At 62.9% G+C, this 25724-nt stretch carries 15 protein-coding genes and 1 tRNA gene; 9 read left to right on the top strand and 7 right to left on the bottom strand.

Features of this window, described 5'->3' with window-relative positions; all coding sequences use genetic code 11:
• From RND78_RS00610 to RND78_RS00590, 5 genes are all read left to right on the top strand, one after another.
• Positions 1 to 4719: a DUF6603 domain-containing protein gene (locus tag RND78_RS00610; protein WP_312725163.1), complete on the top strand. Its 4719-nt coding sequence runs from the start codon at positions 1 to 3 to the stop codon at positions 4717 to 4719.
• On the top strand, positions 4720 to 6726 hold the full coding sequence (locus RND78_RS00605) for a hypothetical protein (RefSeq protein ID WP_312725162.1): 2007 nt from the start codon (positions 4720 to 4722) through the stop codon (positions 6724 to 6726). It begins immediately after the preceding gene.
• Entirely contained in the window at positions 6723 to 10247 is a 3525-nt protein-coding gene (locus tag RND78_RS00600) for a hypothetical protein (RefSeq protein WP_312725161.1), read from the top strand. Before RND78_RS00605 ends, RND78_RS00600 begins: the two co-directional genes overlap by 4 nt.
• Before the next feature lie 14 nt (positions 10248 to 10261).
• The gene (locus tag RND78_RS00595) at positions 10262 to 11806 is read left to right on the top strand and encodes a glycoside hydrolase family 19 protein (RefSeq protein ID WP_312725160.1); all 1545 of its coding nucleotides are present in this window, start codon (positions 10262 to 10264) and stop codon (positions 11804 to 11806) included.
• 71 nt (positions 11807 to 11877) lie between these two features.
• On the top strand, positions 11878 to 13110 hold the full coding sequence (locus RND78_RS00590; protein WP_312725159.1) for a TIGR03862 family flavoprotein: 1233 nt from the start codon (positions 11878 to 11880) through the stop codon (positions 13108 to 13110).
• 3 nt (positions 13111 to 13113) lie between these two features.
• On the opposite strand, the gene RND78_RS00585 is transcribed toward RND78_RS00590, so the two are convergent.
• Positions 13114 to 15006 carry an alkaline phosphatase family protein gene (locus RND78_RS00585; RefSeq protein WP_312725158.1) on the bottom strand — a complete coding sequence of 631 codons (1893 nt, stop codon included), beginning with the start codon at positions 15004 to 15006 and terminating at the stop codon, positions 13114 to 13116.
• Between the two features lie 137 nt (positions 15007 to 15143).
• On the opposite strand from RND78_RS00585, the gene RND78_RS00580 reads away from it, so the two are divergent.
• Positions 15144 to 16460 carry a DEAD/DEAH box helicase gene (locus tag RND78_RS00580; protein WP_312725157.1) on the top strand — a complete coding sequence of 439 codons (1317 nt, stop codon included), beginning with the start codon at positions 15144 to 15146 and terminating at the stop codon, positions 16458 to 16460.
• A 468-nt stretch (positions 16461 to 16928) separates the two neighbouring features.
• Here RND78_RS00580 and cysS read toward each other — a convergent pair whose 3' ends face one another.
• Together cysS and RND78_RS00570 are read right to left on the bottom strand one after the other, a co-directional pair.
• Entirely contained in the window at positions 16929 to 18314 is a 1386-nt protein-coding gene (gene cysS / locus RND78_RS00575) for a cysteine--tRNA ligase (protein ID WP_312725155.1), read from the bottom strand.
• Positions 18314 to 20002: a glutamine--tRNA ligase/YqeY domain fusion protein gene (locus RND78_RS00570; protein ID WP_312725154.1), complete on the bottom strand. Its 1689-nt coding sequence runs from the start codon at positions 20000 to 20002 to the stop codon at positions 18314 to 18316. The genes cysS and RND78_RS00570 overlap by 1 nt, the downstream gene beginning before the upstream one ends.
• 148 nt (positions 20003 to 20150) lie before the next feature.
• On the opposite strand from RND78_RS00570, the gene RND78_RS00565 reads away from it, so the two are divergent.
• The 3 genes from RND78_RS00565 to RND78_RS00555 all read left to right on the top strand — a co-directional run bounded on the left by RND78_RS00565 (position 20151) and on the right by RND78_RS00555 (position 22366).
• Positions 20151 to 20645 carry a peptidylprolyl isomerase gene (locus RND78_RS00565; protein WP_312725153.1) on the top strand — a complete coding sequence of 165 codons (495 nt, stop codon included), beginning with the start codon at positions 20151 to 20153 and terminating at the stop codon, positions 20643 to 20645.
• Positions 20642 to 21370 carry a UDP-2,3-diacylglucosamine diphosphatase gene (lpxH, locus tag RND78_RS00560; protein WP_312725152.1) on the top strand — a complete coding sequence of 243 codons (729 nt, stop codon included), beginning with the start codon at positions 20642 to 20644 and terminating at the stop codon, positions 21368 to 21370. The genes RND78_RS00565 and lpxH overlap by 4 nt, the downstream gene beginning before the upstream one ends.
• Before the next feature lie 183 nt (positions 21371 to 21553).
• Positions 21554 to 22366 (top strand): HDOD domain-containing protein, encoded by an 813-nt coding sequence (locus RND78_RS00555; RefSeq protein ID WP_312725151.1) that lies wholly within the window; start codon positions 21554 to 21556, stop codon positions 22364 to 22366.
• 120 nt (positions 22367 to 22486) lie between these two features.
• On the opposite strand, the gene RND78_RS00550 is transcribed toward RND78_RS00555, so the two are convergent.
• The 4 genes from RND78_RS00550 to RND78_RS00535 form a co-directional block, all read right to left on the bottom strand.
• Positions 22487 to 22576 (bottom strand) — tRNA-Ser (locus RND78_RS00550).
• A gap of 534 nt (positions 22577 to 23110) precedes the next feature.
• The gene (locus RND78_RS00545) at positions 23111 to 23848 is read right to left on the bottom strand and encodes a proteasome-type protease (protein WP_312725150.1); all 738 of its coding nucleotides are present in this window, start codon (positions 23846 to 23848) and stop codon (positions 23111 to 23113) included.
• A gap of 113 nt (positions 23849 to 23961) precedes the next feature.
• Positions 23962 to 24765: a transglutaminase family protein gene (locus RND78_RS00540; RefSeq protein WP_312725148.1), complete on the bottom strand. Its 804-nt coding sequence runs from the start codon at positions 24763 to 24765 to the stop codon at positions 23962 to 23964.
• A complete protein-coding gene (locus RND78_RS00535; protein WP_312725147.1) occupies positions 24762 to 25715 on the bottom strand; it encodes an alpha-E domain-containing protein in 954 nt (317 codons plus the stop codon). The genes RND78_RS00540 and RND78_RS00535 overlap by 4 nt, the downstream gene beginning before the upstream one ends.
• Positions 25716 to 25724: the final 9 nt, after the last annotated feature.

Here is a 25724-nt window from a genome sequence, read left to right as displayed (position 1 = left end):
ATGATTATCCATAAGCATAGTCACCATCGCTCGACCAGCGGACTGATACCTCCTATAGAGGACGGGCCTTTTGACTCCCTTTTTGTCCATGAGTATCAGCTTGAGGACGACGCTTGCGCTTTATTAACAGCGTTACTCGAACAGGCACCAGACCAACCATGTGCCACGGCCACCCTATTCCAACTACCTGAAGCGACGAACATCGACTGGGTCATCGAAATAGGGCCTGCCGCTGAAGGTTGGACGCCCAAGCTCGCCTATCCGGACATCATCGACGGTCCTGCCCTGCTCAACCTGGCGGCGGTACTGCGTGACGTGAATCTTTGGTATTGCTCGGCCGATCTCCAAGGCGAGCGGTGGTATGCCGAGAGTCGATCCGCCGCCGGCGCGATAGAGACGCTGGCCCGTGAAGTCGCACCTGGTTGGCGTCATGAATTCGGCCTGCTGCGGGCCGGTGTCAACTTCACGGCCACGGCCGACTTTTCCCTGCTGCTGGGCGAAGCGCTCCTTGAGTGGGCCGGTATCGAACGGTTGCTACCTATCGCCGGTGCCGTAGGCATGGACGAGGATGGGTTGTTCATCGAACTGGCAGCCCAGGTCAAGGGCGCCACGTGCGAACTGCTGGGCGGTAAATTGAAGATCGAGTTGCAACGGGTCAGGGCGCGCACCAGCGGTCTCGACGACCCCGAGCACGCCTCCGTATTCGCATTCACCTTCGAGGGCAGTCTCTCCGTCGGCGTCCGCCGTGCCAAGGTCACCCTGGGCGCCACCCAAAATGGCAAGCTGATCAGCGTGTTGGTCGAGGCCGATGAGGGCACGGAATGCCAGGGTTGGCTCGAGGGTCTGCTGCCGGATGCCGGCAGTCATCTCGCGCTGCCCGGCAGCTGCTCAAACGCCGTCCCTCAGCTGCAACGCCTGCATGCGCTGGTTCCGCTCTCAGGCTCGGGCCGCCCCAGCGCGACCTTCGTCCTGGGCTATCAACACGACCTTTCGCTGTTCGATGAGCTGGTCACGCTACGCCCAAGCCTGACCTTGCGTACCGACTTCACCGCCTACGGAACCCGAGTGGAGCTGGCCAGCCAATGGATCATCCATCCCGAGGCGGCGGACGAAACCCGCTTCGATGTCATGATCCGCTTGCCCGAAGGCGATGCCAGCATCGCCCTGACACCTGGCTATCGCCTCAACCTGCCAGATAGCCTGAACAAGCTGTTGGCGCCCGTTCGCGCTGGCCAAACCGCATTGCATCTGGTGCATATGGTGCTCGATGGCAACGTGCACAACGGTGACTTCTCGGTTGAGATCCACACCATTGGGCACCTCGCCTTCCCGATACAAGACACCACCCTGACCCTGGGAGACATCGATTTCGAGCTCTCACGCGAGCAAGGCGACTGGTCGTCCTCGCTCAGCGCCGTACTCGCGCTCGGAGACTACGAGTTGCAGCTCCAAGCCGATATTGGCTCGTCCATGTCGTTCCTGGTCAACGTGCCGTCGATCTCGCTGTCCAGCCTCTGCACGGATCTGTTCAAGATCGAACCCCACGAGGCGCTGGTCGACGCCGCTATCGAACGCTGCCTGCTGGAGTTGGAGATCGGCCACCTCTTCAGTTTCAATTTTCTAGCCGCTTCCCGCTCCGTGGTGAGGATCGGTGGCCTAGGCATCCTGATCGAAGAACTCAGCGGCTCCTATTCCACGGATACGCCCCTCACACTGCTAGGCAAGGCCCAGCTCACGGCGGGTAAGACGCAGGTGAGCCTCGACCTGGGCTATACGGCAGGCACCTGGCAGTTCAAGGCCGCGGCGACTACCGAGCTGGATCTGGCGGCGCTGATCCGGGACCTGGCCGGCACCTTGGGCTTCGAGTCCCCACTGCCGACGACTCGCCTGGACATCAGAACGTTCGCCCTTGACGTTCGCCTGGGTAAAGCCGGCACCCGAATCGCGCTTCATTGCGGCTTCAGCCTGGGCTCTGATCGGCTGCATCGTTTGCTGCTGGTAGCGGGCAAGCCCCTGGACGAAGAGGCCAGGCAATCGAGTTGGCAGTACCTGCTCGAGGTCGGCGAACTGGCCATCGATCTGTTCGAGACCCCGCTGATCGGCGGTTCCTTACGCAGCATGGCAAACACCGCGCGAGCGATCAGCAGCGATCCGTCCAAGCCGGCAACGGTGGGTCTCGACCACCTGGCGATACGCCTTGCCAGTACCTGCGATCCGACGCAGCTCGACGCCTTGTTCCAGGATCTGGACGTCGCGCACTTTGTCCGGCCCTCGCTACTCGGGGGCAAGGTATCCGTCCATGCGGACCTCACCGTACTCGATTATCACAGGGTACTGGACTACCCGCGCCTGCCCGAGCCGCCGCGCGACCTGGAAAAACCCAATACCGAGCCCGCGACAGCTCCCCTGGAGAAAGCCTCACCAAACGTCGGCAAAGCGCTCGTGGCTCCTGCCGAAGTCGGCAGAGGGCTGGCCACTGAGCCTGACAAGGGCTATTGGCTCCCCCTGGATCGGCGAGTCGGACCGGTCATGCTCGAGCGCCTCGGGGTCGACGTGGGTGCCACCGGCCTCAGTTTCATGCTCGATGCCTCGGCCGCCTTTGGTCCGGTCAGGTTGGGGCTGGTGGGGCTCGAAGCCAAAACGCCACTCAAGTTACCGCTGACGCCCGAGTTTTCGCTCAAAGGCGTGTCGGTGGGCGCCACCACCGATGCCCTGAGCCTGTCGGGTGGGTTGCTGGTACGCGACGATAACAGCTATGCCGGCGCGGTGACGATCGGCTTCGGCAGGATCGCCTTGACGGCCATCGGCACCTACAGCGAGACGCGCCTCGCACCCGGCGAGCCGACTACCACCCATGTTGCACTGCTGGCCGTCCTCGATACGCCACTGGGTGGCCCACCGATTTTCTATATCACTGGACTGGCGGGCGGCGTGGGTCACAACATGAGTTGGGCGGACGTGGCTCTGGCCGACGTTGGTGCTCATCCCATGCTGCGAGCGCTCGAAAACGGCAAGGCGGATAGCAAGGCGCTTGATCGCTTGGGGCAGATCTGCTCGCCCCGCGCGGGCGAACATTGGGTGGCCGTTGGGGTGAAGTTCACCTCGTTCAAGATCATCAATGGCGTTGCCTTGCTCGTGCTTTCGCTGGGCGAGGAAACCCGCCTACAGGTGCTGGCCAAGCTGGACCTCACCTTTCCGCCCAAGTCCGCGCTGGGTGAGCGCTCACCGCTGGTTCATGCCGACATCCTGGTTCGGGCGGAGTATCGCCCCGCGGCAGGGGAACTCAAAGTCGATGGCATGTTGGCCCCTGGCGCCTTCCTGCTCAGCGAGCAAGCTCAGATTACCGGTGGTTTCGCGCTGTACTCCTGGTTCTCGCCCAGTCCACATGCAGGGGATTTCGTCCTGACGCTCGGTGGATACCACCCCCGCTTCAAGGTGCCTGCGCACTATCCAAGGGTCGAACGCCTGGCGCTGAACTGGAAACTGTCGGAACAGGTGCAAATCAAGGGCGAGCAATACTTCGCCCTCACTCCGTCAGCCATCATGGCTGGCGGCCTGCTGGAGGTGAATTACCGCGCCGGCTGGGGCTCGGCCTCGTTCAGGGCGCAAGCCGATTTCATCATTTTCTTCCAGCCTTTCGCCTATGAGGCCGCGGTCAGAATCGCCGTGCACGTGGAGGCAGAACTCAAGGCCTGGCCCATCACCCTCAAACTGTCCCTGGACCTGGCCGTCTCGATGGACCTCTGGGGACCGCCGTTCGGTGCATTGGCGAGGATCAGCTTCTACGGGCTGAGCAAGGATATCAGCCTCGGCGCAGAACGCCCGGCCAGCACGCCCATCGTGAGCTGGGCAGACTTCCGTGCGTCCTTTCTACCCCTGGCCAATGCCGCTGAGCGCGAGCTTGACAGGCCGTTGATCGATGGCGCGCCCACGCTCACCGACAGCCTGATCACCTTGACCCCGTCCAGCGGCTTACTTGCCCGCCTGGACGCCAGTTCCGGCAAGCGGCTGGACGAAGGCGCAAGTCCTGAGCAGACCGCTACCGCTCACTGGTTGATCGATCCGGGAGCACTGTCCATCGAACTTGCACTCAGCGTTCCCGCGCGAACCCTCGACCTCGATGGCGCGCCGCAATCTGGCGGTGCGAGCTTCGGTATCGGTCCCATGAACCTGACGCACGCGCAGATAACCTCACACCTGAGCCTGACCGTCGGACGACAGGGCGACTGGCAGCTCAAACCCATCCTTTCGCCGGTCGCGGCCGGCTTGTGGAACCCGTCTGGCCGCCCTGCGGCAAGCTCCCCACCCGAGCAACAGGTGGTGGCGGATGCGCTGACAGGCGTCCGTCTGAGCTTGGACGTGAAGCGACCAGACTTCTTCAGCGCTAACAAGTCTTCCACACCGGTTGCAAATGGCTACAAGGCCTGGTGGGTACTGGACCCTGTCCATCCCGTCGTCACCGATCCAAACCTGAAGATGCTGCGCACCACTCTCACTCAGCCCGAGGTCGAGACCCGACGTAGCGCTGTGCTCGCTGCGATTGAGGATATCGACAACGGCATCTACGCCAAGGAAAAGGAACTCGGTGAGCGTCATGGCCTGCATGGGGCCGCACGGGTATCCGCGCTCACTGCGCTTTCTGGGCTGGACCAATTGCTTGCGCCGGACAATGGCGTCTTTGCCGATACCCCTCTTCTCTGCCGCTGGGGAGATGTCTGAATGAAGGCTTGCAAAGCGACCTATCGCTACCTTCCCTGCCTACGCCCGGCATTGCTTTCCGGCACCCATACGCTGAGGATCCATCAGCGACTGGCGAAGGCAGAGGACAATATCGAGCTCGAAAGCTTCGGGCGCTCGCAGCAGATCGTGGTGCGTACGCCGCGCTTTTGCATTGATCCAGAGCTCATCCATGCCTGTTATCCACCAGACGGCCATGCGGGGGACTATCAAGACCAGCTTCCCTACGTCGTGCTTTCTCAAGCGACATTGCCCTGGCAGTTGAGTGCTTCTGTCACAGCCCAGCATGACAGCCCACCTTGGCTGGCGCTGCTTCTCTTCGACGATCTGGAGCCGGCACCTGAAACCACGGTAACGACCGCTATCGAATTGAAGCAGTGCCCACCGCTGGTACAGCCAGCGCATAGGAGCGCGGTAGGAGAGGCGCCCGACGATGCGGTAACCCTCATCACCCTGACACGCCAACAGTTCGAACGCCTGGCGCCCACCGTAGAGGATCTGGCCTGGCTCACGCACGTACGCAATGTGCAGGTCGAGGCAAAAGCGGCCAGCGACGAGGACACGCCGGGGCAGGACTATGCCGTGATCATGGGCAACCGCTGCTGCCAAGTCGGCCGACGTTATACCGCGCACTTGGTAGCACTCGACGAGATGGCTCCCTACCTGCCCGAATACTCCAACCCGAACTCCGAGTATCAGGCCATTCGGCTGGTCAGTCTGCTGTCCTGGAGTTTCTCCTGCAACACCGATCAGGGTGGCACCTTCACCGGCTTACTCGCGACGCTAGACCATGGCCCGATGGCGCTTCCGGTACGGGTACCAGACAAGCGCGATGCTGCGCCCACGCGCCTGGTCAAACGGGCTTACGCCCGTGGCTATTGCGCGCTCGACCACCAGTTTCGCAATGGCACCCGGACCGTGTCCTGGTACCGCGGTCCACTAGCACCGCTGAAAGGCGAGGAGCGCACGGTGAACGTTGCCTCCCGCAACTCCGACTCCCTGCTGCGCTACGATCCGCAGCTAGGCATGTTCGATGTGGGTTACGCCGCTGCCTGGCAACTCGGCCGCCAACTCGCGTTAGCGAACAAAGCCTTCGGCAACGCTCTTTATCGCTACCGAGCGGGCAAGCTACACAACGCTGACAGCCTCGAGCAACCCGAAGAGTTGCAGAGACTGGCGCACTTCACCGAACTTTCGCCCGCGGATATCGCGGCGCCAGAACAGCTAAGTGCAGCGGGCATCATCGCCAACGAGGTCGCAGGTGTCTCGTTCGATATCGTCGCCCTCAGTCAGTGGCTGCTTGAGCCCACCCCTGCCCAGGTCTCCGAGGACTACAGGGCCGAAACATCACTCCTTGAGGAGTTCCTTGGCCGTCTTTGCCTGCTACACGGCGTTCCGCTGGACTATCTGGTAGCGGAGCCAGCGATGCTGCCCGCGGAATCGTTACGTTTCTTCCAACTCGATCAAGACTGGCTAACGGCATTGCTGGACGGCAGCCTGAGTCTGGGCTGTGACGACCCCAGCCTCGAAGCCGACGAGCGCCAGACACTGATCGGCACGGCCTTGAGCAATGCCTCGAACGTTCGAACGAAGCTCTTGACCCCCGATCAGGAACTGCCAGACGAGCCCCAGCCAGTCTCGATCATCAGCGGCTTTCTGCTGCGTTCGCAAGTCGTGACCGCCTGGCCGGGCCTCGAGGCACAAGGCTTCTCGGACGAGCAGACATCCCTGCCACTGTTGCGCATGGAACAGCTGGCACCGGGCATTCTGCTTTGTCTATTCAGCGGCTCGCTCCGCACGGCCAGATTGATCGAACCCGCGGAAAGCCAAAGTCTGCAGTTACCCAAGAATGCACAGAGACGCGGCGAGGTATGGGCGGCTGCCCGAGACGCAGCTCAGCGTGGCTGGTCCGATGCCGCTCGGCTCGCGGCCGGTCTGGCGAGCGGTAGCCGTATCGTTACCTTTGAGATGAGAGATCAACAACCATGAGCGAAAGTATCAGATCCACCCGGCGATCACTGATCGCGCCCATGGAAATGCACGCCTTGTGCATAGGCCCGAACGAAGTTGACAGTCAGGCGGTAGGTCCGGCCTTTAGCTTTGCGGCCATGGCCGCCAAAGAAAGTAATCACGCCTTCGCCCAACCCAATGTCACCGAAAAGGTGATCGAACACGGCAAGCCCTTCGCCACAGGCGCACCACTCGGCATCGGAGTGCACCTGCACTGGACGCTACCGGAACCACTACGTCATGCCGTAGACCACACCGATCCGCCTCCACCCTATTCAGGTCAATCCGCAGAAGCGCCACCTATCGGCGGCGGCTTTCCAGCGGTGCCGAATCGCTGGCTGGTCACTCGGTTCGTCTTCCAGAGAGACGGGGTGTACCGCGCACGGCGTTGGGTAGTTGAAAGTGACCGGCTGATATCGACGCCTAGTCAGCAGTGGGGATGGCGTCATCCGAGTGTCCCGGTCGACCTGGGCACGTCTGAGCAACGTAGCCGCTACATCGGAAAACATTTTCCAGCGGAAGATTGGGACGAAGGCGAGGGAGCCCCTCGTTTCTCGCCCCTGACGGCGTTGGGTTACGGAGATCCCGGGTTCGCAGCCTTCTATCCCAATTGCTCGACCGTGTTCGGCTTCTACGATGCCCTTAACGACCTAGAGATGACCCAGCCTCTCAAGCTCGGCTATCACGTGGTGGGCTGGTACGGTGGCAACGTGGAGGACTTTCTGGCAACGGACGCGGGGCGAGAGGCGATGCCTCAGCTCGATGGCGCGGCCAAGCCAGCCACGCGGCCGGAATGCCTGCTGAGCAATAGTGAGCTGCACGAGATTGATTGGAATCCAGGCACTCGTTATCTGCAACCTTCAACGGCCAGGCTCGCTTGTGCCATCGGTCCCTCGTCAGCCGAAGCCTTGTCGGTACTGCTGGCCGCCGCAGCAGGCGCCGCGCAACTGGAGGGTGGTCTGAACACGCTGCAATTCGGCGAGCTAGAAAAACTTGGGCGGCGACTGGATGCGGCGGATCGATTTGCCGCCCAGTTGCACGAAGCAGGTTTCAACAGCAGTACCGGAGGCACACTCTGGGCACTCAAGGTACCTGAGCGACCCAGCACTATCGGGCCAGCACCAATACCCGTCCCGGCGTCACTCATGCAGCATGTGGCGCGCTTGTCGGCCAATCAACAGCGTCTAGACCGTCGACGCGGCACCTTGGCCACGGCACGCCGTAGTCTCTATGCAGACTGGTACAGGTTCCAACTTGCCCGCTACGATTTTCCATCCCCTACAGGCATCCGTGACAGTCTGTTCGTGGAGCCCATGCTCAAGCAGGCGAACGCCATTGAAGCCCAGGTGGCCTTTATCGCGCACCAGCAGCGTCGACTCGACAGATGCATCGACGCCATTACGAGCCGCTTGCCGGCAGGCTACAGCCTGGAGCAGCAACCTGCTCCGCGCTTCTGGCAGCCGTGCAACCCGTCGCTGATGTTGCTCGGGCAGGATACCCAGCACCAACATGCCGCCATTCGCCGTTCAGTTACGAGCAACCAGGCACCCTGGCGTACCGACGAGCAAATCGTCAGACAGCTGGTTACCCCAATTGTAGGCAAGTTGTTGAACCTGGAGGACTGCCCGTGGAACTTCCACTGGACATGCCCGGGCTTGCCGTCTGGGCTTGCCGCCACAATCCGAGCACTAGTCGACGAGGCTGCGCTGTTTGCGTTGGGCCATCGACCTGCGATTGTTAAATACCTTGCCGACAATGACGGTGAACACACTGGGGCTTCGCTCGCCGCAAAGCTGTTCAGCGATGCCGTCGATGCCTTCTTTTCGGAGCGACCAGGCGCCAGCTTACCCTTCAACCGAGCAGTACCTCCGCGCGCTCCTCTACACCTTGGAGAAGGACGTTCACCTTGGTTACCTCTGCAGGTCCAGTATGAGGCGAGGTTTACTCCCGCTGGAGACGAGGCAGCCGATTGCTATAGAGGCATGAGCATACTTTCCCGGCATGGCACCCTGCAGTTAACCCACGCGATCTCGGCAATACTCGAACACGATCTTCAGGCGCCCGGCTTGACCGATCTACAGACATGGCTGGATAGGCTGCCCCTGGCCACCCAGGCGATGACTGGATTCAATGCCATGCTCTTGCAAATGAGCCCCAGCGGACAGCTTCCTGTAACGGACCCGTATCTACTCGCCACCAAAAAAGACGAACTTAACCAAGAAGGGGTGAGGCGGATAAGACAAGCAATCGCCCACGAAAATTGGTTCGCCCCCCTGCCGGAAAAAAAGAGGGTAATGGTACGCTCCGGCACCCTGCACCTGCAGCGCATTAGGATCGTTGATAGCTTTGGTCGCTTCCGCGATCATGGTGAGCATACCTCGCAGCCCTTGGATGTGCTCGCTGCGCGTAGCGTGCGGAATGATGCCAGGACAAGCGGAGTACCGATCGTCCGGCTACCCTCCCGAATCACCCAACCGGCACGGCTGCACTTTCGCTGGCTCAGCGCCTGGTCGGGCTTTTTCCATCCGGACGCCAACCCCCCCGCCTCTCCTGTTATTGGTTGGGTCTTGCTCGATAATGTGGATGGCGGCCTGACGATTTTTGATGCCGACGCAAATCCCCTCGGTACGCTGCTCAGCACGGCGGGGCAGGAGCCACAGTTGCTCTGGCGCACAGCGGCACCCAGCGTCGCGATCAAACATCCGCAAGGCGCGCTCATAAAGGCGCATCCCGAACTGCGCAGTTTCGTCCTGACCCTCCATGCCGGGAAGATCGACAGATTCCTGGCCTTCAGAGAACGGATCAGAGAAGCCCTTAAGGACATCCAGCCATCCAGTGCAATGACCGATGAATCTTGGTCACAACTGATCGGTCGCCCCTTGGCACTGGTTCGCGCCACACTCGCCATCGAGCTAAAGGGAGGGCTTGCACCAGACCTATCCTGGCGGGCGGTGGCAGAACGTGAAAGCAAAACTGCCAGCAAAACAAAACTGCGGCCGATTCCCGTGACTATCGGCGCTACCGGCCGGTTGAGCGATGGCTTGATCGCCTATTGGAAACGGACAGAGTTCCGAATGATATTCAGGAACAAAGCGCCAGTCCCACCGGATGACGCAACGATCCCGGTTATACCCGATGCAGAAACCCCTGCGGTCATCACTTTGCTGATCGATCCACAAGCTTCCGTGCATGCGCGCTGTGACGTCTTACCGGTCAAAGCCATAAGCCTACCCAGCGAATACTATCGCCTCATTCTCAACCGCCTCGGTGTGCTCTTGCGCGCCGGGCCTTTGCTCACCGCCCAGGGCACCGCGCCATCCCCGACAGTTCCTGCTCATGCCCAAGGTGAGTGGACGTGGTATGAGCCCTCTGGCGACAACTACCCGCTCCGTACAGAGCCGCCTACCGCTAGCGCTGCCATATTGGAGCGCCAGGAGATTGCAGAAGGCTGGCTCAGCTTGCAAACGCGCGACACTCCGCAAGGATCCTCAAGTACCTGAGCGAGGCTACCAGCATGCAGCTCCCTGTTTTCTGCAAAACCTGGCGTTACCCCTTCAGACTCAAGGAAGGTCGAGAACCTTCCTGCCCGAAGGAGTACATCGAAATACTCGCCAGTGCAGTCTGTGAAGGACAGTCCAACGATACGGGCCTCCGATTCGACGTCAAAACCGGCAAACGTCTGGACCAATCCGAAATCCGCTGCCTGACCGACGGCGAGGTGGTCGCCTATCGAATCAACGAACGCTCTTCGAGCAGCCCTGACACGGCTGGCTTCGTATTGGTTCGCCACCGATTGCAGGCTACCGAGGGCGCCGGCTCGCTCAGTTTCTACAGCCTCTATCTGCAACTGGCTGACTGGTCCTACTACCAGAACGCCGCAGCCCCCAGGCCCGCTGCTTTTCTAGGCGAGATCGCTTATATCGTCCAGAGTCCCAACAATCCCCGTAGTGGTTTGAATGTACGCAGCAAGCCCGATGACAAAGCCGCTATCGTGGCAACGCTCAGGGCGAATACTCCGCTGACCCTACTTCCCGGTAACGGCCCCTATCGACAGATTGCCCGTATCGACGCAACGGAATACCACGCCGTTCGTGGATTCGTACATGAAGGCTATCTGCAAAGGCAATTCACAAGGCCCACGCTCAACGACATACAGGTACTCGACCCACCGATTGGCGTTACCGCAGGCGAAACGATCGGGCATGTAGAAAAAAGCCATGCTTTTTTCCATCTGGAGGTATTCACCTACGAGGGTGCCCAGGCGTTTTTCGGCGTAGGGTACGACGCTGTACGGATGCCCTCCGTACTATCGCCCAGCTCTCGCGGGTGGTCTGCGACGATCGGGCTCGAGTTGATATGCAAGGCACAGGGAGCCCCGGTCACTTGGCTGAACCCCCTCGGCCTGATCGATCGCTTCACCCCTCGGGATGAATCACGTATCACTGTCGCTTTTCTAGAGCGCATTCTGAAAAAAAACGGTAGCTGGTTCACTGGAGCAGCGGGTGGCGCCTCGTTCAAAACCAACTTCGAAAAAAACTACCCCAGAGTGTTCCGGCACGACAAAGAATCCTTTGTGCAGATATTCAATCAGTGCCTCAATAAATACGGCATCATAACCCCCTATCAGCAGACCCACTTTCTAGCGCAGTGCATTCACGAGTCCGCTCACTTCGACACGACGTTGGAATTCAGCAGTGGTGAGTGCTACAACCCAGGGAGACACAGGAACGCCCTTTGCCAAGGCAACACCGAAGCTGGCGATGGCCCAAAGTACCGGGGTCGAGGGTTGATACAGCTCACTTGGAAGAAAAATTACCGTCAGTATTCTGAGCACCGGAAAATTGATTACGTAGCGGACCCGGACAAAGTGGCCGCAGACATGCTCACTGCCATCGATGTGGCGTGTTGGTTTTGGGAAAAAAATAAAATCAACGCCACGGTAGACAAAAACTGCAACGATGTCGAAGCCGTCACCAGGCTGGTGAATGGTGGCAAGAACGGACTATCCGAGCGCTACAGATTATTCAACGAAATTAAGGCGCAATGGGGGTTGCAATAGGAGCGACTCGGGAGATGAGTTATGATCACCTCGCGTACAATAGCGGTTTTCCGTTTTCGCTGGATGCCGCCATGCCGCTCTCCCCCGCCACCTCCACCGTCGCCGTCATCGGAGGTGGCCCCGCCGGGCTGATGGCGGCCGAGACCTTGGCCGCCGCTGGCCTTTCCGTCGAACTCTTCGATGCCATGCCCTCGGTGGGCCGCAAGTTTTTGCTGGCCGGTGTTGGGGGCATGAACATCACCCACGCCGAGGAGCAGGCTGCTTTTCGCCAGCGTTATCGCGAGCGTGAGGCGGCTGTCGGCGGGTGGCTCGATGGCTTCGACAGCGACGCCCTGCGTGCCTGGATCCATGAATTGGGGATCGAGACCTTCGTCGGCACCTCGGGGCGGGTCTTTCCCACCGACATGAAGGCCGCTCCCCTGCTGCGCGCCTGGCTGCATCGCCTGCGTGACCAGGGCGTGCGCATTCATACCCGTAGTCGCTGGCTGGGCTGGGACGCCGAAGGCGGCCTACGCCTGGCCACTCCCGAGGGGGAAAGATCCATTCAGTCACCGGCTTGCGTTCTGGCCTTGGGCGGTGGCAGCTGGCCGCGGCTGGGCTCGGATGGTGCCTGGCAGGCCTTGCTGGCAGAACGTGGCGTCACACTGCGCCCGCTGGAACCGGCCAACTGTGGCTTCGAGGTCGCCGGCTGGAGCAATTTCCTGAAAGAGCGCCATGCCGGTGCCCCCATCAAGCCCGCTGCTCTCGCCCTGCCTGGACTGCCGCCGCGCCAGGGTGAGTTCGTGCTGACCGACACGGGGATCGAAGGCAGTCTGGTCTATGCCCTGTCGGCAGAGATACGCGAAGCCATCGCCCGAGATGGCCAGGCGACCCTGACCCTGGACCTCGCCCCGCAGCGCGACCTCGTCGCTCTCGGTCGCGCCTTGGCCAAACCCCGGGGCAGCCAGTCCCTCGCCAGCCATTTGCGTCGACACGCCGGGATCGATGGTGCCCGAGCCGCCCTGCTCCGCGAGCTGGCCCCGCCGGAGGCATTCCAGGACATGACCCGGCTGGCCCAGGCGTGCAAGGCCTTGCCTTTGACCGTGGTACGACCGCGGCCCCTTGCCGAGGCCATCAGCAGCGCCGGTGGCGTACCCCTGGAAGCACTGGACGAAGGACTGATGCTCAAGCAGCTACCCGGTGTCTTCTGCGCGGGCGAGATGCTCGATTGGGAAGCGCCCACCGGTGGCTATCTGCTCACGGCCTGCTTCGCCAGTGGCCGCACCGCGGGCCAGGGCGTGGCGCGCTGGTTGTCCGAACGCTAGGCCTCAGGCCGGACGCTCGACGAATTCCGTAGCCGGCGAGCCGTCGGCATTGTGCTGGCGGATCACCGCCGGCCGCCCTTCCCCATCCAGCAGCACCTGGCCGATGCCGGCGCCGTTCCACAGCCGCTCGCCGGCGTCGCGTCGATCCGGCAGCCGCGGTTGCAGCTCCAGCTTGCGCCTCTTGGTGAAGCCGTTGAGCGGTGACCAGGGTGCATAGAGCCAGCGATTGAGCCGGTCCAGGGTCGCCAGCAGGCGTGGCGGAAATTCGTTCTTGATGCCGCTGCTGGTGATCTGCCAGAGCCGCGGCTCACCGCGCCGATCCCGAATGCGGATGTCGTAGACGAAGGAGTAATGCACGTCACCGGAGAGCACCACGTAGTTGCCTGGGGTTCGGCGGTGGCGAAAGATGTTGAGCATGGTCTTGGCCGCCCCGGGATGGGCCATCCAGTTCTCGGCATCCACCATCAGCGGCTGGCCGAACCAGGTGAAGATCCGCTGCACCGCCTCGATCAGCTTGACGCCGAACATGGGCGCGGCCGAGACGATCACCGCCGAGGGATGATCCAGCAGATCCTGCTGCAGCTCGCAGAGGGCCTCCCAGTCCATCAGACCCGAGGGGTGCTCCAACCGTCGCTCGCTGCGCCAGCGGCGGGTACGGGTGTCCAGCACGATCAGCGGAGGCTCGGTCATGAGCACGTAGTGCCAGCCCTGGAAACGCAGCAGCTCGTCGATACAGGCGTTCTGCACCGGGCAATCCAGCTTGCCATCGTCCCCCGCCGTTTCCAGCAGACGGGCCGCAGCCGCCAGCGGCTCGGCCACTGACTCAGGCGCATTGCCCCAGGCCTGGCAGAGCAGATAGGCCAGCAGTGCATTGCCGATGATACGCCGCGAGAAGGGATGACCGTAGGCGGTCTCTTCCCAGCGGGCGGAAAGGTTCCAGTCATCGGTGACGTCATGGTCGTCGAAGATCATCAGCGTCGGCACGCTAGCCAGCGCCCGCGCCGCCTGGGGCAAGGTCGCGGCGAAGGCGTCTATGCAGCGTGACTCTTGGGCATAGCGCTCGCGGTCCTTATCGTCGAGCACAGGCGGCGCGACTTCGATCAGGGTCCAGGGCGTCGGCGACCAGCAGAGCAGATAGAGCGCCAGCACCTCGCTCAGGGTCACCAGGTGGTTGTGCGCATTGGTGGAGGTGAAGATGGGCTTCTCCACCCCACCGAAGAAGCGCTCCCGCAGCGCCCGGTTGGACTTGAAGGCCGGCAGCAGGTCTTCGCGGTGATAGAGGTTGGCCGGATGGGCCATCAGCGCCTCGCTGTCTGCCACCACCGCGCCTTCGAGACATTCGCCATAGAGCCCGAGGCGACGGATCAACGCCTGCACGGCCAGCAGCATGGGTCCAGCCACGTCGTCGGCGTAGACCTGGTCGCCGGTGAGCAGCAGGGCCGCTGGGCGCTCCACGGCGGTGGTGCAGTCCTGTACCAGGCGATCGACCGCCACCAGGCCATCGGCCGAGGCGTGGTGGGGCTTGCGGCAGGAGCCATGGAGCAGATGATCGAAACGGGCGCGCAGCACGAAACGTGGTAGGTCGCCGTCGGCACCGAGTAGATGGGGTGCCCAGTTGCGCATCCCACCCTCAGGCAACTGCACATCGTACGGGAGGAAGGTATCCGTGGGCAGCGGCGCCTGTGGTGTGACCTCGATCAGCTGCAGATAGGCACTCTCGCCCAGGCGCAGGCAACGAACCTCGCTGTTTACCTCAAGCTCGGCACCGTCCTGCCAAAGCCGCGGAACAGGCGCCTCGGCGCTGGTGGTCACCAGCCAGAGCAGCAGCCTCGACGACTCGACCCGCCGCAGCAGCGGACCAGCCAACACCGGGGGTAAGGCACTCGCGTCGATCATAGGCTCTCCTGTGGCCGCAGAACTGACCACTATGCCGCGCCGGGATTCAGCGCGCAGCCGCCGCTTGGCTACAAAGTTTGAGCGCGCATCACAGTCAGCCTAGAATTCGCTCCCTTTTCACCGCCATCGGGCCCGTCATGACCTTCGCCGACCTCGGCCTCATCGATCCCCTGCTGCAGGCGCTCACCGCCCTGGAGCACAGCTCCCCTACCCCCATCCAGCGCCAGGCGATCCCAGCGGTGCTGGCGGGTCGCGATCTGCTGGCCGCTGCCCAGACCGGTACCGGCAAGACCGGCGCCTTCGGGCTGCCGCTGTTGCAGCGACTGGTGCAGGAAGGCCCGGCGGTGGCGCCCAATCATATCCGCGCGCTGATCCTCACCCCTACCCGCGAGCTGGCCGAGCAGGTCCATGCCAGCCTGCGCGACTATGCCCAGCACCTGCCGCTACGCACGGCGGTAGCCTACGGCGGTGTGAGCATCAATCCGCAGATGATGAAGTTGCGCAAGGGCGTGGACGTGCTGGTGGCGACCCCGGGGCGCCTGCTCGACCTGTTCAGCCAGAACGCCGTGCGCTTCGACCAGGTGCAGCTGCTGGTACTGGACGAAGCCGACCGCATGCTCGACCTGGGCTTTTCCCGCCAGTTGGGCGAGCTGTTCGTCATGCTGCCGCGCAAGCGCCAGACCTTGTTGTTCTCGGCGACCTTCTCCGACGCCGTGCGCCAGCTGGCCGCTCCGGTGCTGCGCGATCCCCAGACGATCGATGTCAGTCCGCGCAACACCGCCGCCGTTACCGTCAAGCAATGGGTGATACCGGTCGACAAGAAGCGCAAGACCGAACTCTTCTTGCACCTCTATCGCAGCGGGCGCCGCCAGCAGGTACTGGTGTTCGCCAAGACTCGCAAGGGCGTGGAGCAACTGGTAGAGGCGCTGCAGGCCGAGGGGCTGGCGGCGGAATCCATCCATGGCGACAAGCCCCAGCCTGCGCGACTGCGCGCCCTCGCCCGCTTCAAGGCTGGCGAGGCGGACATCCTGGTGGCCACCGACGTCGCCGCCCGCGGCCTGGACATCCAGGACCTGCCACTGGTGGTCAACCTGGACCTGCCCATCGTCGCCGAGGACTATGTCCACCGCATCGGCCGCACCGGGCGCGCCGGCAACCAGGGCCAGGCGGTGTCGCTGGTCTGTGCGGATGAAGTGGAGCAGCTGGCGGCCATCGAGACGCTGATCGGTCAGGTCCTGCAGCGCCGTGACGAGCCGGACTTCATCCCCGATCACCGCGTCCCGGAAACCCGGCCCAACGGGCTGGTAGTGAAGAAACCCAAGAAGCCGAAGAAACCCAAGGTCGGGGCGCCAGTGTCGGACAAGCCTCTGGGTCGCTGGGTCGAAGACGGCAAGCCCAAGGTCAAGTCGGTGCGCAAGTCGCCCGGTTTCGGCAAGCCGCGCAAGAAGCCGTAAGGCAGCGAGCCCCGTAGCCTGGAAAACCGCGGAGCGTTTTCCGGGGCGGTCTTGCAACTTGTCGCAGGGATGGTGGATGAGGCAAGTGCCGTCATCGACCATACGCGCTGATCGCGGCCATGGGCCGCTCCTACAGGTACAGGTTCTTTTGTAGGAGCCCGTAGCCTGGAAAACCGCAAAGCGTTTTCCAGGGGAAGAGTTGTTCCGGGAGCCATGAGCGTGTGTGGACAAGGCTACGCCGTTGTCCACACTACGATGCAACGCAGTAGCCTGGAAAACCGCGAAGCGTTTTCCAGGGGAAGAGTGGCTCCGGGGAGCCAGGAGAGTGCGTGGACAAGGCTGCGCCGTTGTCCACACTACGATGCAACGCAGTAGCCCGGAAAACCGCAAAGCGTTTTCCGGGAATGCATAGCGGAACATTGCAAGTCGGGTGGCTGACGTAGAGCCGTCATCCACCCAACTGCGGGCTTACTCCACCAACCGCCAGGTAGTCCCGCCCTTGCCGTCTTCCAGCACCACGCCGAGGGCGGTGAGCTGGTCGCGGATACGGTCGGATTCAGCCCAGTTCTTTTCGGCACGCGCGCTCAGGCGAGCCTGGATCAGCGCCTCGACCTCGGCCGCATCCACCCGGCCCGCCGCATCGGCGCGCAGGAAGGCTTCCGGCTCCAGCTGCAGCACGCCCAGCACCTCGCCCAGCTCGCGCAGACGACCGGCCAGGCCAGCCGCCGCGGCAGGATCGCTCTCACGCAGGCGATTCACCTCGCGCGCCAGCTCGAACAGCACGCCGCAGGCACCGGCGGTGTTGAAGTCGTCGTCCATGCACTGGGCGAAGCGCTCGGCGTAGCTCTCGCCACCCTGCGCCGGTGCCTGGGGCAGACCCTTGAGCGAGTGGTAGAAGCGCTCCAGGGCGCCCTTGGCTTCGCGCAGGTTGTCTTCCGAATAGTTGATCGGACTGCGGTAGTGGCTGGCGATCAAGAGGTAGCGCACCACCTCGGGGTGATACTTCTCCAGCACCTCGCGCAGGGTGAAGAAGTTGCCCAGCGACTTGGACATCTTCTCGCCGTTGATGGTGATCATCCCGCAGTGCAGCCAGGCGTTGGCGTAGGTCTTGCCGGTGGCGGCCTCGCTCTGGGCGATCTCGTTTTCGTGGTGCGGAAACTCCAGGTCGTTGCCACCGCCATGGATATCGAAGGTCTCGCCCAGGCAGCAGGTGGACATCACCGAGCATTCGATGTGCCAGCCCGGACGCCCCTCGCCCCAGGGCGACGGCCAGCTCGGCTCGCCGGGCTTGGCGCCCTTCCACAGCACGAAGTCCAGCGGATCTTCCTTGGCCTCGCCCGGCTCGATGCGGGCGCCGATGCGCAGGTCCTCCACGCGCCGACGCGACAGTTTGCCGTAGCCGGCGAAGCGGTTGACCCGGTAGTAGACGTCGCCGTTGCCCGGGGCATAGGCGTAGCCCTTGTCGATCAGGGTCTGGATCATGGCGTGCATGCCGCCGATATGGTCGGTGGCGCGCGGCTCCTGGTCGGGCTTCCTGATGTTCAGCCGTGCCTCGTCCTCGTGCATGGCCTCGATCATCCGGCCTACCAGGTCGGTGAAGGGCTCGCCGTTGGCATTGGCGCGGTTGATGATCTTGTCGTCGATGTCGGTGATGTTGCGCACGTAGGTCAGGTCGTAGCCGCTATGGCGCAACCAGCGGGTGATGACGTCGAAGGCCACCATGCTGCGACCATGACCCAGGTGGCAGTAGTCGTAGACGGTCATGCCGCAGACATACATGCGCACCTGGCCCGGTACCAGCGGCGTGAAGGCTTCCTTGGTCTTGGTCAGGGTGTTGTAGAGGTGCAGCGCCATCATTGCCCCCAGGAGTCGCGGAGGGTCACGGTACGATTGAACACCGGCTTGCCCGGCGCCGAATCCTTCGCATCGACGCAGAAGTAGCCTTCACGCTCGAACTGGAAGCGATCTTCCGCGGTGGCCTGGGCCAGCGACGGCTCGGCGCGGCAGCCTTGGAGCACCACCAGGGAATCGGGGTTGATGTTGTCGAGGAAGCTGCCACCCTCTTCGCTCTTCTCCGGCTGCGGCGAACGGAACAGGCGATCGTAGAGGCGTACTTCGCACTCCACGCTGCCTGCGGCCGGCACCCAGTGGATCACGCCCTTGACCTTGCGACCCTCGGGGTTCTTGCCCAGGGTGTCCGGGTCGTAGCTGCAGCGCAGTTCGACGACCTTGCCGGCGGCATCCTTGATCGCCTCGTCGGCGCGGATCACGTAGCTGCCGCGCAGGCGCACCTCGCCACCCGGCTCCAGGCGCTTGTAGCCCTTGGGCGGATTCTCTTCGTAGTCACCCTGGTCGATGTACAGCTCGCGGGTGAATGGCAGTTGGCGCACGCCCAGGTCCTGCTTGGGATGCCGCGCCAGTTCCAGGTTCTCCACCTGGCCCTCGGGGTAGTTGGTGATCACCACCTTGAGGGGCTTGAGCACGCACATGGCACGCGGGGCGTTCTGGTCCAGGTCCTCGCGGATGGCGAATTCCAGCATGGCCACGTCGACCACGCCGTTGGAGCGGGTCACACCGATCATCTCGCAGAAGTTGCGGATGGCCGCCGGGGTGTAGCCGCGGCGGCGATAGCCGGACAGGGTCGACATGCGCGGGTCGTCCCAGCCATGCACATGGCCTTCGTCCACCAGCTGCTTGAGCTTGCGCTTGCTGGTGACGGTATAGTTCAGGTTGAGTCGGGCGAATTCGTACTGGCGCGGCTGGGCCGGCACCGGCAGATGAGCCAGGAACCACTCGTACAGCGGACGATGATCCTCGAACTCCAGGGTGCAGATGGAGTGGGTCACGCCCTCGATGGCATCGGACTGGCCATGAGTGAAGTCATAGCTCGGATAGATGCACCAGGCGTCACCGGTCTGGTGGTGATGGGCGTGACGGATGCGATAGAGGATGGGGTCACGCAGGTTCATGTTGGGCGACGCCATGTCGATCTTGGCGCGCAGCACCTTCTCGCCATCCTTGAACTCGCCGGCCTTCATGCGGGCGAAGAGCTCCAGGTTCTCGGCCACCGAACGGTCACGGAAGGGGCTGTTGCGACCCGGCTCGGTGAGGCTGCCGCGGTATTCACGGGCTTGCTCGGGGGTAAGGTCGCACACATAGGCCAGGCCCTGCTCGATCAGGTGCACCGCCCAGGCATAGAGCTGGTCGAAATAGCTGGAGGCATAGCGCACCTCGCCGGCCCAGTCGAAGCCCAGCCAGTGCACGTCGCTCTTGATGGCGTCGATGTATTCCTGGTCTTCCTTGGCCGGGTTGGTGTCGTCGAAACGCAGATGACAATCACCACCGAATTCCTTGGCCAGGCCGAAATTGACACAGATCGACTTGGCATGGCCGATGTGCAGGTAGCCGTTGGGCTCCGGGGGGAAACGGGTGACGATCTTGGCCTGCTTGCCGGCGTCCAGGTCGGCCTGGACGATCTGCCGCAGGAAATGCGCGGGGGCGGCTTTGGCGGCGGTGGACGAGTCGGAAGTCGGCTTGCTCATGGGATCCTTAACTGGGCAGGCGCACGGCCAGGGTAGGCCGGGCAAAGGTAAACCCGTATCATAGCCCAACCCGTCAAGTCCCGGCGAAACCCTTGAGGCCCTCGCCGGGTCTGGATGCTGTCCCCCTTAAGCTTACGGATTCGCTGCCATGATCAAGCTGCACACCAACCACGGCGTCATCACCCTGGAACTGTTCGAGGACAAGGCGCCCGAAACCGCGGCCAACTTCAAGGAATACGTCAAGAGCGGTCACTACGACGGCACCATCTTCCACCGCGTGATCGGCAACTTCATGATCCAGGGCGGCGGTTTCGAGCCGGGCATGAAGCAGAAGCCCACCCGCGCCCCTATCAAGAACGAAGCCAACAACGGCGTCTCCAACGCCATCGGCACCGTCGCCATGGCCCGCACCATGGACCCGCATTCCGCCTCGGCGCAGTTCTTCATCAACGTGTCCGACAACACCTTCCTCAACCACACCGCACCGACCAGCCAGGGCTGGGGCTATGCGGTGTTCGGCAAGGTGGTCGAAGGCATGGACGTGGTCAACGCCATCAAGGGCGTCGCCACCACCAGCAAGGCCGGTCACCAGGACGTGCCGAGCGAAGACGTGATCATCGAGAAGGCCGAGATCGTCGAGTGATTCTGCTGGTCTCCGACCTGCATCTCGAACCCGAACGCCCGGACATCGTCCGGGCGTTTTTGCATCTTCTCGAGACGCGGGCACGCGGCGCCGAGGCGCTCTATATTCTCGGCGACCTGTTCGAAGCCTGGATCGGCGACGATGCCATGGGGCCTTTCGAACGCGAGATCGCCACTGCCCTGCGCCAGCTGGCCGACAGCGGCACGGCGATCTACCTGATGCATGGCAATCGTGACTTTCTCATCGGCAAGGCCTTCTGTCGCCGGGCCGGTTGCCGATTGCTGCCGGATCGCCATATCGCCGACTTCCACCGCCAGCGCGTGCTGCTGATGCACGGTGATACCCTCTGTACCCGTGACGAGGGCTACCAGAAGCTGCGCCGCATCCTGCGCAATCCCCTCACCCTTTTCGTCCTGCGTCATCTGCCGCTGACCAGTCGCCAGAAGCTGGCACGCAAGCTGCGCAGCGAGAGTCGCCAGCAGACTCGTGCCAAGGCGATGGACATCACTGACGTCACCGAGGCCGAGGTCGAACGGGAAATGCAGGCCGCCCAGATGACGACGCTGATCCACGGACACACCCACCGACCCGCCACTCACGAGCTGCAGATGAGCGGCCAGGCCGCACAACGGATCGTCCTGGGTGATTGGGACAGCCGTGGCTGGGTACTGGAAGCCACCCCGGCCGGCCTGACGCAGCGGCATTTCGCCCTCGACGAACGGTAATAGGACGTCCAGACAAGTCTTGCGCGATTTAGCTAAGCCTCTGGCAGACAACGGTTTTTTGAACTCTCGAAAAGGCTGCCCTGGAGCCCCTGCGACCGATCGTCACATAGCGATTACAGAAATCCGTGCGAGCGACCGATGATGAGGATGTAAGGAGATATATCCATCCCTCGGAGACCGTTCATGCAACTCGAAACCCTGTTCGACCAGCTGCACAATCTGCCCAACGTTCCCGAGGTGGCGCAGATCCTCATCCAGCAATTCGACGACCCGAACACCAGCGTTGAAAAACTCGCCCGCACGGTAGCCCGCGACCCGGTCATCGCCGCCAAGGTGCTGCGCCTGGCCAACTCGGCGCGCTTCCGTGGTGCCCGCGAATCCACCAGCATCGAAGACGCCGCCCTGCGCCTGGGCTTCAATACCCTGCGCACCCTGGTCCTGGCCTCGGCCTTCACCGGTGGCTTCAAGGCCGCCCCCGGCTTCGACCTGCAAGCCTTCTGGTACAACAGCTTCCTGGTGGCCAGCCTGTGCAAGCCGCTGGCCAAGCAGGCCGGCCTGGACCAGGAAACCGCCTTCACCTGCGGCATGCTCCACGACATCGGCGAACTGCTGATCCAGAGCGGCGCCCCGGAACTGGCCCCGAGCCTGTCCGGCCCCGCCACCGCCAGCAGCCATCGCGCCGCCGACGAGACCCTGCAACTGGGCTTCGGCTATCCGGAAGTGGGCGCCGAACTCGCACGCCGCTGGCAGCTACCCCAGGTCCTGCGTGACGCCATCGCCTACCAGGCACGTCCGCTGCAGGCGCCCGAAGGCAACGGCTATGCCCTGATCGTGGCCCAGGCGGTCGCCGTGGCCGAGGTGCTGCACGAAAGCGCCGGTGACAGCAAGGTGCTGGATCTGACTGGTCCGCTGTTCGCCAGCATCGATCTCGAGCAACTGGCCTCGACGCTGCCCAGCGCCCGGGATACCGCGGCGACCTTCTGCCAGGCGGCCTGAAGCAGGTCCCGCTCAAGACCAGGCCGAGCGCGTGCTTGGCACAACTGGCCGGTTCGGCGGACGCCAAACGCCAGGCAACAAAAAACCCCTGGGGCTTGGCCCTCAGGGGTTTTCTCAATCTGGCGGTGAGGGAGGGATTCGAACCCTCGATAAGATTTCTCCTATACACACTTTCCAGGCGTGCTCCTTCAACCGCTCGGACACCTCACCAGATTTGCTCGGCGGCTGCATCTGCATCACCGAGGCGCGCAACTATAGGCAAAGGTGTTTTCGATGGCAAGCTTTTTCTTCAATCGATTCATACATTTGCACGAAGAAGCTAGAGGGAGGTCCGCCCAGAGCCGTTCACGGGATGACCGGTCGGTCGCCGTCGCCACTGGCAATTATAGGTAAGGCCCCGACCAACGGTAGCGTCGTACGTGAATCTGTAATCGATTGAAATCATGGAAGAAATCAGGCGGAGCGACATTTTTGATAACCGGCCGGTCGGGAACCGCCACAAAACTGAAATTTATGTTCTATAGCTACTGGATAGTGCTCAAGCCTGCGGGTATCAGTAGCTGCATGCCGTTCTTGCGCAAGCGCTCTACCCGGAAGACGTGAAGGCTTCAAACAGCTAACAATAAAGGCCCCAAGTCATGTTCAAGAATCCCATTCCCAAATGGCGCCAGGCGAGCTTCGTGCTCATCGTCACTACCGTGGTGCTGGTCATCCCCAACCTGTCGCGGTTCTTCGGCTGATCCTTCAGCGCCAGTAATCGTCTGGCGGGGACGGCAGGGCCGCGAGCAGATCGCGCAGTCCCTCGCCCCAGCCCCGGCGCAGCTCCAGGAAGTAGTCATCCTGCTCGTCGATGCGGTGGCTGTTCACCCGCTCGAGCCGATCACGGGGCAGGACCACCAGGTCCAGCGGCAGGCCGACGGACAGATTGCTGCGAATCGTCGCGTCGAAGGACAGCAGCGCGCAGCGCAGCGCCTCTTCCAGCGGCGTATCGAAAGTCAGGGCGCGGTCCAGAATGGGTTTGCCGTACTTGCTCTCGCCAATCTGGAAGAAGGGCGTGTCCTCGGTGGCGCTGATGAAGTTGCCGTGGGGATAGATGTTGAACAGCTCCGGCTCCGCTCCCTTGATCTGACCACCCAGCAGGAACGAACAACTCAGGTCGAGACCATGACCACTGGGCGCGTCCTGGGCTTCCCGCTGCAGTACCTCTCTCAGGGTCTGCCCGAGCAACACGGCCGCGTGGTTCAGGGTGGGTACGTCGTGCAGGTTGGCGTGTTCGCTGTCCAGCCGCTGGCGCAACAGACTGATCACCGCCTGGGAGGTGGCCAGGTTGCCCGCCGACTGGATGGCGACCAGGCGCTCGCCGGGCAGGTTGAACAGATGCAGCTTGCGAAAGGTGGCGATGTTGTCGACGCCGGCATTGGTCCGGGAATCGGCAACGAACACCAGGCCATCGTGCAGCTTCATGGCGACGCAATAGGTCATGCGAACCTCGGGCAGAAAAGCGGGATTGCCGTAGCGCTGACGGCGGTGGGACGTACCGCCAGACGACGAGGCCGCACAGTGGCGGCCTCGTCTCCTCGGGTGACTGTCGCAGATCATTGTTGCTGTTGCTGAACCTGCTGCAAGGGCTCGACCAGCACCTTGGCTTCCATCTGCTCCACCCCGCCGCCGCGGCGCATGCCACGCACCGGGCAGGCGTCCAGGTAGTCCAGTCCGACGGCCAGCCGCAAATGCCGCTCCGGACGGGCCAGGCGGTTGGTGACGTCGTAGCTATACCAGGCACCGTCGTGCCAGGCCTCGGCCCAGGCGTGGCTGGACAGGTGCTCGCTGTCATCGGTGCACAGGTAGCCCGACACGTAGCGCGCCGGGATGCCCAGGCTGCGGGCGCAGGCGAGGAAGGCATGGGCGTGGTCCTGACAAACCCCGGCGCCCTTGGCGAAGGCCTGGGCGGCGTTGCCATCCACCTCGGTGGAGCCAGGGATATAGGCCATCCGCTCGTGCAGCCGCTCCATGAGCTGGATGAGCGTTGCGCGATCTCGACTGCCGTCGCAGACCTCACGGGCGAAATCCGCCAGCGCCTCGTCGGCCTCGGTCAGCCGCGTCTGGCGCAGGAAGGGAAAGGGCGAGGCCTGGCAGGGCTCGAATTCGAAGTCTTCGTCGATCTCCACCTGGCCGCTGGCGGTGATGGTGATGGCGTCGTGGGGGGTGTCCAGGGTCAGCACATGCAGGATGTTGCCGAAGGGATCACGCTGGGCGCGGGCCGGACGCGGCAGCGAGAGTTCCCAGTCCAGGATCTTCTGGCGGGCGTCGGCCTGGGGCGTGAGGCGCAGGTACTGGATACTGGCGCGGACCTGGTCGGCGTAGCGATACAGCGTTTCGTGATGGATCGCGAGTCTCATACAGTCTCCAGGTAAGCGGTATTGATGGCGCTGCCGAGCTGGCGGATGTGGACGATGAAATCGCCGATCCAGGCGTGCAGCCCCTCCTCCAGCACCTCGTCGACGCTGGTGTAACGCAGCCGTGCTTCGAGACCGGCGGCCAGGCGCTTGGTCTCGCGACCGTTGTCCCCCGGCAGGCTGGCCAGGACACGGTGCAGTTCGATCACGCAGGCGAGCAGCGAGCGGGGCAGGTCTTCCTGCAGGAGCAGCAATTCGGCGCCGTTGCGCACGTTGAGAGCATCGCGATAGAGCTCGGTGTAGGCCTCGAAGGCGCTCAGGGCGCGCAACAGGGCGCTCCACTGGTAGAAGCCGCGCGCCGAGGAATCGCTGATGGCCTCGGCCTCCTCCTCCCCCAGCACCTGATAGCGGGCGTCGAGCATGCGCAGGGTGTTGTCGGCGCGCTCGACGAAGGTTCCCAGGCGGATGAAACGATAGGCATCGTTTCTCATGATGGTGCCGACGGTGGCACCGCGGAACAGGTGGGAGCGCTCCTTGACCCACTCGCAGAAACGGCTGATGCCGAAGCGGATCAAGCCGGTGACGGCGATCTCGCGCATCTCCAGCCAGGTGGCGTTGACGTTCTCCCACATGTCGGCGGTGATACGACCGCGCACGGCGTGGGCATTGGCGCGGGCGGCCTGCAGGCAGCAATAGATGCTGCCCGGATTGCGCTCGTCGAGGGCGAAGAAATGCAGCAGGCGTTCAGGGTGCAGGGCGCCATGCTTTTCCCGGTAGTCATCCAGGGTGCCGGTGATGAGCAGGGGCATGGCGAGTTCGTCCAACCCACCCCCCTGCCCGCTCTGCGGCATCATCGACAGCGAATAGCTGACGTCCAGCATCCGCGCGAGATTCTCGGCGCGCTCCAGGTTGCGGGACATCCAGTACAGATCGGCAGCGGTACGACTCAACATGGTGGGGTC

The sequence above is a fragment of the Pseudomonas oryzihabitans genome, assembly GCF_032027545.1.
Classification (GTDB): domain Bacteria; phylum Pseudomonadota; class Gammaproteobacteria; order Pseudomonadales; family Pseudomonadaceae; genus Chryseomonas; species Chryseomonas oryzihabitans_F.
This window is presented reverse-complemented; position numbering and strand designations above follow the sequence as displayed.

Coding starts and splice junctions, on each gene's coding strand:
- RND78_RS00585 (WP_312725158.1), bottom strand. CDS start 15,006: ATGATCGACGCGAGTGCCTTACCCCCGGTGTTGGCTGGTCCGCTGCTG.
- RND78_RS00590 (WP_312725159.1), top strand. CDS start 11,878: ATGCCGCTCTCCCCCGCCACCTCCACCGTCGCCGTCATCGGAGGTGGC.
- RND78_RS00605 (WP_312725162.1), top strand. CDS start 4,720: ATGAAGGCTTGCAAAGCGACCTATCGCTACCTTCCCTGCCTACGCCCG.
- RND78_RS00545 (WP_312725150.1), bottom strand. CDS start 23,848: ATGACCTATTGCGTCGCCATGAAGCTGCACGATGGCCTGGTGTTCGTT.
- cysS (WP_312725155.1), bottom strand. CDS start 18,314: ATGGCGCTGCACCTCTACAACACCCTGACCAAGACCAAGGAAGCCTTC.
- RND78_RS00535 (WP_312725147.1), bottom strand. CDS start 25,715: ATGTTGAGTCGTACCGCTGCCGATCTGTACTGGATGTCCCGCAACCTG.
- RND78_RS00555 (WP_312725151.1), top strand. CDS start 21,554: ATGCAACTCGAAACCCTGTTCGACCAGCTGCACAATCTGCCCAACGTT.
- RND78_RS00595 (WP_312725160.1), top strand. CDS start 10,262: ATGCAGCTCCCTGTTTTCTGCAAAACCTGGCGTTACCCCTTCAGACTC.
- RND78_RS00610 (WP_312725163.1), top strand. CDS start 1: ATGATTATCCATAAGCATAGTCACCATCGCTCGACCAGCGGACTGATA.
- RND78_RS00580 (WP_312725157.1), top strand. CDS start 15,144: ATGACCTTCGCCGACCTCGGCCTCATCGATCCCCTGCTGCAGGCGCTC.
- RND78_RS00570 (WP_312725154.1), bottom strand. CDS start 20,002: ATGAGCAAGCCGACTTCCGACTCGTCCACCGCCGCCAAAGCCGCCCCC.
- RND78_RS00600 (WP_312725161.1), top strand. CDS start 6,723: ATGAGCGAAAGTATCAGATCCACCCGGCGATCACTGATCGCGCCCATG.
- RND78_RS00540 (WP_312725148.1), bottom strand. CDS start 24,765: ATGAGACTCGCGATCCATCACGAAACGCTGTATCGCTACGCCGACCAG.
- RND78_RS00565 (WP_312725153.1), top strand. CDS start 20,151: ATGATCAAGCTGCACACCAACCACGGCGTCATCACCCTGGAACTGTTC.